The sequence below is a fragment of the Coleofasciculus sp. FACHB-712 genome (genome assembly GCF_014695635.1).
Lineage (GTDB): Bacteria > Cyanobacteriota > Cyanobacteriia > Cyanobacteriales > FACHB-T130 > FACHB-T130.
On sequence record NZ_JACJOQ010000449.1, the window covers coordinates 1 to 6918 of the forward strand.

General features: G+C 46.1%; 7 protein-coding genes. 2 read left to right on the forward strand and 5 right to left on the reverse strand.

The features are described 5' to 3' along the window. Positions 1-1149 (reverse strand): sodium:proton antiporter (locus H6F50_RS14165; RefSeq protein WP_190429187.1); only part of this gene is annotated, 1149 nt, incomplete at its 3' end. Between the two features lie 573 nt (positions 1150-1722). On the opposite strand from H6F50_RS14165, the gene H6F50_RS14170 reads away from it, so the two are divergent. After that, positions 1723-2598, forward strand: a complete 876-nt coding sequence (locus H6F50_RS14170; protein ID WP_190429188.1) for a DUF5895 domain-containing protein — start codon at positions 1723-1725, stop codon at positions 2596-2598. Positions 2599-2733: 135 nt separating this feature from the next. On the opposite strand, the gene H6F50_RS14175 is transcribed toward H6F50_RS14170, so the two are convergent. From H6F50_RS14175 to H6F50_RS14190, 4 genes are all read right to left on the reverse strand, one after another. Continuing rightward, complete coding sequence (locus H6F50_RS14175; RefSeq protein ID WP_190415233.1) at positions 2734-3930, reverse strand: murein transglycosylase A; 1197 nt, start codon at positions 3928-3930, stop codon at positions 2734-2736. 27 nt (positions 3931-3957) lie between these two features. Continuing rightward, a complete protein-coding gene (locus H6F50_RS14180) occupies positions 3958-4218 on the reverse strand; it encodes a hypothetical protein (protein WP_190415235.1) in 261 nt (86 codons plus the stop codon). 230 nt (positions 4219-4448) lie between these two features. Beyond that, complete coding sequence (locus H6F50_RS14185) at positions 4449-5219, reverse strand: hypothetical protein (protein WP_190429189.1); 771 nt, start codon at positions 5217-5219, stop codon at positions 4449-4451. A 63-nt stretch (positions 5220-5282) separates the two neighbouring features. Further along, positions 5283-5660 (reverse strand): Mo-dependent nitrogenase C-terminal domain-containing protein, encoded by a 378-nt coding sequence (locus H6F50_RS14190; protein ID WP_190415239.1) that lies wholly within the window; start codon positions 5658-5660, stop codon positions 5283-5285. 824 nt (positions 5661-6484) lie between these two features. Between H6F50_RS14190 and H6F50_RS14195 the strand changes: the two genes are divergently transcribed. After that, the coding region (locus H6F50_RS14195; protein WP_190429190.1) for a WecB/TagA/CpsF family glycosyltransferase at positions 6485-6918 on the forward strand (434 nt) is incomplete at its 3' end.

The window sequence follows — 6918 nt, forward strand, 5'->3', positions numbered from 1 at the left end:
TCCTTGCAAAAATACGGTCAGGATAATCGTGAGGAAGACCAACGCTTTGATAGAATCGCCGCCGTTGATGCCCCTCTGTGTCAGAAAAATGGCAAATAGAGAAGCAACCGACGCTGAAACAATTCCTCTAGGAGCAATCCAGCACAAAAACAGCTTCTGCCGCCAGTTCAGGTCACTATTGAAGGTACATAAGCCGATGTTTATCGGTCGCACGATAAACATCAGTGCCAGAACTGTAAACAAACTTCCCCACCCCAGCGCAAATACACTTGCGATGGACAAGTCAGCTGCCAGCAGGATGAACAAAACCGAAACGCCAAGAATCGTTAATTGTCCTTTAAATCGCCGCAACATCCGTTCCTCTGGGATTGAGGAGGCACCCAGAACAATTCCCGCCATCACGGTTGCCATTAACCCCGACTCGCTGCGGATTGTTTGCGCCAAACCAAATAAGCCCCACAACCCAGCCAGAACGACCAGGTTATTTAAGTCTTCTGAAAGAAACTTGGCGCGTTTGATAATCCAACCCATCAACCAGCCACCGACAACGCCGATGCCGCCGCCGATGCCTAAGCGCAAGACGAGACCGATGAAAGCTTCGATGGGGTCGGTATCGGCGTTCAAAATGGTGTCTAGCACGACGACAGCCAAGATAGCCCCTACCGGGTCAATTAAGACGCCTTCTCCCTCCAGAAGTGCTGCTACTTGCCGGTCTACTTGCACCTGTTTCAGCAGGGGACTGATCACGGTTGGTCCCGTTACGACCACTAAGGAAGCGTAGAGAAAAGCGATAGGCCAGGGAAATTCACCCAGCCAGTGAGCTGCCATACCACCGCCCAGCAGCGTGATCAGCGTTCCCAGTGTCACTAAGTTTCGCAGGCTGCCGGAAACCTTTCCCAACTCTCTCAGCTCTAGGTTCAGCCCCCCTTCAAACAGAATCACTGCCACTGCCAGGGCAGTAATGACCTCTAAGCCAGTACCTAGAGAATGCGGGTGTAGCAGGCGCAAGCCATCAGGTCCCAGGAGAATGCCAAACAACAGCAAAAAGACGATGCTAGGAACCTGAAGATATTGGGCTAAAACCTGGGCGCTGATACCTGCAACAACCGTGATAACGATTTGCAGGGTTAGTTCAAAGGATGTTTCCATGTTGTAGATTTTGATAAAACCAACGAAGTTTTATCAATATCAATATCTTTGGTAAAGGATAGTAAATATTAACCCTTCCTGGCTGCTATGCAATAGTCAACCTGTCTTTGCATCGGATATTTTGAGACAAGTATCTGTAGTATATGATACACGTTTGGTCTAAAAATCTACTGAAAAAGCAAAAATTTGTCTATGCAAACAGGGTATATAGAGTAAATGCGAAAAGGGCACAGAAGAAAAGTGCGTCCTTTACTGAATTGCTTGCCCTTTCAACCACGCTTTTCAATCCGTTTGTTGAGAAAAATCCAGCAGCAACTCCCCCAAATCTTCTCACTGGACAACCGTTCCTGCACTCAGAACGCAAAGAACCTCTTCCTACTGTGCTGGTTCGATCCTAGCAAGCTGTTCTAAGAAACACTGCTTCTTGCTGGCATTCAACTGGAGTAGGAGTGTCAATAAAGCCGGTTAGCTGCACTTGTGTTACTTTTATCATTTCTACGGTATCTTTTCGGATATCACCACTTGCTCCAGACTTGTAAACTTGATCAGCACACGACTTGGATGCCTAAGACCATGAACGCATCTGCGAATTTTGACTTCGACGACGACAGGTTCAATGCACCACCTTCTCAAGTTATCCCTTGGTGCCAGATGATCAATCCTCGATATGGGAAAACTGGCATCCAGCCGCACGGATTGGCAATTAAGCTAGATAACGCTAATGCGGTTGGCTTTAAACCGGATGCCACTTGGGACCAGGTGCAGCATGAGTTTAGCACCGGAGTCGAAACGCTGTTTATCACTACTACCCCCCGCTTAGTCATCGTGAGGCGGGGTCCATTGTCTGTGAAAGACCGTGAAACTGGGATGAAATTGGGTACGTTTAAAGATAACTACGATGCTTTCTTGGCAGACAAGCTCAAGTTTAAGACGTTCACTCGCCACTTGATTTTTTTAGTCGGGGAGAAACAAAAGCTTTTGCATCACTTGCCACTGCAATTGACGGTGAATGGTGCAGCAGGTGCTAGTTTTGGAAAATCCTACTGCGAGATGAAACAAGGTCAAGTCGTCGGTGGATTTATTGCTGAATTGGAAAAGGCTTATGCTCAGTATCGCAAGCAGCCTTTAACACCAAAAGGGCCGTTGTTTCATGCTCATGGAATTTTTTGTCCGTTAATTGAAATGGAGGAAAGGGGCAGTGGCACAAATACGGCTCTGGTGGCTAGTACAGTAGATTATGAGCATCCTACTGCTAAGAATTTGACAGAATATCTAATTTCTTCCAGTTCTGACGAGTCTGCGCTTATCTGCAAGACTTTTGAGGAGTACCAAGACTTCGGAAAAGAAAAACCGAAAGAGGAAACCCCCGCGCCCAAAATGGAGATGGCAGGGGTGTCTAGTTCATACGATTATCACGATGAATTTGAGTACGGCGAACCTCCTTATTAAATAGGGCAGAAGTAAAAAGTTAAAGATAAAAAGGCAAAAGTAAGAAGTTTTTACTTTTGCCTTTTTACTTTTAATTTCTAGGTAGGATTAGGACGCGATCGCCTCAATTTCTTAGGTTGGGGGACGCTAAAAAATTTACTGTTTTAGCAGCAGGTAATACAGTTGCCCGTTGCCGCCGGTAACACCCGCGCGATCGCCCGCCCGTTTACCCGTTCCGATAAAATAATCTACGCGACCGGGACCTAGAATTGCACTTCCCTTATCCTGGTCGAGTACGTAGCGACTCACCAGACGCTGTTCGATCTTACCAGCACGATTAAAGTAGGGAACTCTTGTATGAATTAAAGCTAAGGCACCCGGAGGCATCAAAGATTTATCCGTCGCAATCGAACGCTCAGCTGTCACCGGCACCCCAACGCTTCCCATTGCTGGGGCACCATTGGTTTCGTTGAAGAAAACAAAGCGCTGATTGCGCGGGATATAGTTACTCAGCTCTAAAGGATTTTGCTGGAAGTATTTGATCAGCACAGGTAACGTCAGACCGGATAGGGGCAGTTTGCCATCTTTAGCGAGTTCTTTCCCAACACTGGTGTAGGGGTAATCGGTTCCACCCGCATAACCGACCGTCATCACGCTTCCATCAGTCATCTGGAGCTGAGCAGAGCCTTGGATTTGCACCAAGAAGGCTTCCAGGCGATCGCTCATCCAAGCGATTTCTAGCCCTTTTAGCGGACTGTTCGCTCCCAGCAAGCCATCCTCCCCTTCTAGCTGAACCCGTGTGGGGTGGGGTTTGGGCCAAGAGTTGAAGTTTGACGGCATCCCATAGAGAGGATAACGATGCTCTGCCGTCTGCTTGCGGCTGGCTGTATAGGTTGGTTCGTAGTAGGCGGTGTACTGAACGTTCCCCTTATTGTCCTTGCCTACAGACTGGTACAAGACAAACTCACGCTTGATTGCGGCTTGCAGTTCGGCAGCCGAACCAGAGTTGAGAACTAGCTGCCGAAAGCGCACTAAAGATCGGCGGACGCGATCGCGGGTGATTCCCGGCACCGGATACTGCTGGTAGGCTTGAGCGGCACTGTTTGTCTGTAAATATCGCAGACTGTTATCAATCGAGGCGATTAAAGCTTTTCGGTCTCCGGCTTGACCGTTTTGCCCCCAGATTTGCTCATCAAGTCCCAGTGCATCTGACCGGCAACAGACGAGATTTAAAAGGTTTGAGTTGACTGGTATCAGCGGAACGGACAGGGGATCTTTAGCGAGGGCAGGCAAAGTGACATTTCCCAGAGTTACACCAAAACTCAGGGACAGTAAAGCCAATGTCTTTCTCATTACTTACACCAAAAGGGAAAGTGATAGCTATTCGTAGTCACTTCTATCGACACTTCCGGCGAAGACAGGTTCCACTCGGATTGCCCTAATGCTGACGGGACGTATAACCATGTACTCGCCCTGGATATTTTTGATCGGCACACTGATAAAGTCCGTGGAGGCGGCTTTGGGCATCAGCTCGCCGCTGTACCACTTCTGAAACTCTTGAATGGTTGCAAAACGCACTTCTGCTTTGTGACCACCTTCTATCATCAGGTGTACAGCGTATTCGGTGGGAGTTCTCGGCATACAGTCGATTGATTTTCAATCCGTCCTGATTATTATGAGCTGAGAATGGTCGAAAATAACAGGCTATTTCTACAGAATTTTCTCAAAAGGTCATTCGTTATTAGTCTGTAGCAACCAACGAATGACGAATAGCACTGGCTTCAGAGCCTTGAATTAAAATTCAGGCTTCACGGCTAGAACCTGTTTTCACAGGTTGAAATTTATATACTGTAATAACCAGTGACGAATGACTAGGAAAACAGATTAAACCGATGCAGCAGGGTTTCTAGCAGGGGCGGTAAAGTCTGATGCAGTTCCGACGCACTGTTAAACAACAGTTGTTGATGGTTGGGAAGATCAAAGGGAAACTGTCCCGACATCTCCGAACGCTCCATTTGAGCTAGCAGAATTTGTTCAGAACGCTTACTTTGAAAGGCGTAGCCAATTTCTACACAAACATTCGGACTGGGAATGAGTAGGGGCGTTTCTTCCCTGGAAATGCTAGTGATAGGTGTCCCATCAGCAACAAATAGCAGACTCTTCCGAATTTTTCGCATCTGCGTGGTGTTGAGGCGATTTGAGGCACCTGTGGGGCGGTTGGATACTTCTAGCGTCAAAGGAAGACGCGATCGCGTGTTTAATACTTCTAGGGCGTTAGCCAGTCCCTCTCGCAGGGCTTCACTCGACGCCGCATATTCAGTCTGATGGCAGAGGAAGATAATCGGTTCCAGATTCGCCATCACCGTCTGTTTAGTGAAATAAATCTCGTGGCTTGTCAGGTCAATGTTGGAGATTATGTAGCCACCGCTGCCTTCGATGTAAAACTCTACCGATTCCCCTTCTAGATAACGACCAAACCAAGCTGAGCGCTTAACATCCTGGCTGTCTTCTAAAAAATCTGCCCGTAATCCAGACTTCAGCAAGCTATTTTTGCTCAATCGCAGATCGTGGGGACGTTTCTCTAATTCTTTAATCGGCTCATACTCTTGGAGATACCAGCCTCTCAGGGCAATGATAGCCATGATGTCTTATCAATAATGCACAGAATCTTCACGTCTTTAATTTAAGACGCCTGAGAAGGAATCTTAGCAGTATGCGGTGACATCTTCTCCACATTCATCTGCTAGATAGCAAAGTGCCCGGAAACGTAGGCTTACGACTTCTTCGTAAAGCGGATTCAGCTTGCACATTGGAGGAATGTGAAACAGGGTGCGACCAAATACTTTGATATCGCGCTCAAAGGGGCACTGGGAGGGGATTGACTTGCACAGGCGATGAGCGAGTTCGCGATCGCGCACTTGTATGTTGTCAATCCACTCGCGCAGAGGTTGCAGGAAGTTCAACCGCGTCCGTGCTTTTGTGGGTTGTTGAATCGGGGCTACCTTTTGGGAAACCTCTTCTTGAGGCATCCAGAACCAGCTTGTCAGGGAAATATTTTTTACTGTATACTGGGATACATTCATGATGCTTCTCCTGTGTTACGTTTTCAAGTCTTCAAAAAGCTAAATTTAACTGTCTGTCCTTTATCTACAACTGCGACTCTGCTTTTACCGGATGCTGGCTGTGAGATTTGAGCGTTTCTAGAAACTTTGACCGTTAGACTTACTTAATCATTGACGCGCGATCGCTATTTTTTGTTCTTTGCTCGGTTAATCTCGGATGCCGACTTGACAGACAAAAGGCTTGTGAGAACTCTTCTGTTATCATCCTCCCTAATTTCCTGTCTATATTGCGTGAGGAACATCACTGAATATTTGTGAGTGTCCCTTCCAGGTTTCAGTGATTACACGCATATATTGCCACTGCACTCTCGCATAAACTTGTCTGCATAAAGGCTGTAAGGTCTGTGGTTGCTTTGCTTTCGGCAAAAATGCCCCTAGACGCTTCGCGGCTCGCTCGCTTCCTAACTTTTCTTAGAATCAGAGCCATTTATTTTCCTTTAACGACGAGAAAATAATCACTCCTTGAAAACTCTAAGGAGAAGTGAAAGACAGTGAAAGAACCTAGCCAAGTTGATAAAATCATTTCCCGTCTACCAATTTGAATTCAGCAATTTTGCTGATGAAATAAAAAATAAAAGTTGGTAATAAATTACCTATTTCACTGAGGAATAAAAAAATAGAGATAGAAATCTTAAGCTACAGCTAGTTGATTCAGTTTTTGCCCTATTTTCAAAGAGCAATACTTAAAAATCATTAAAAATAAATTTCGTAAAAGTACTTGCAAAGTTATACTGCAAAGGTAAATTATGATCGCTATACAAAATATATGTGAGTTCAAGGTCAAGATGAACACCCGAACTTTAAAAACAACTCCAATTAAGACAAATATATTGGGAATTGGAGTCAGTCGTACTAAATATAAAGACTGCACGGATTTGATTATTCAAAGTGCCCAATTACGCCAATCTTGTACCGTTGCAGCAGTGAATGTCCATAGCATTACCTCCGGTTATCTTGACCCAGACGGTCATGGCTATCAACTCAATCAGTTTACTCTGGTTGCCCCTGATGGTCAGCCGGTGCGTTGGGCGCTCAATCTTCTTCGTAATCATGATGAAGAGATACTCCCGGAGCGGGTGCGGGGTCCAGAGCTAATGTTAAATATTTGCGAACAAGCTGCTGCTAAAGAAATAAGTATTTTTCTATATGGCTCTACGGAAGCAGTTCTGGAAACTTTACAGAAGAATCTACAAGAAAAATTTCCCAGCTTGATAATTGC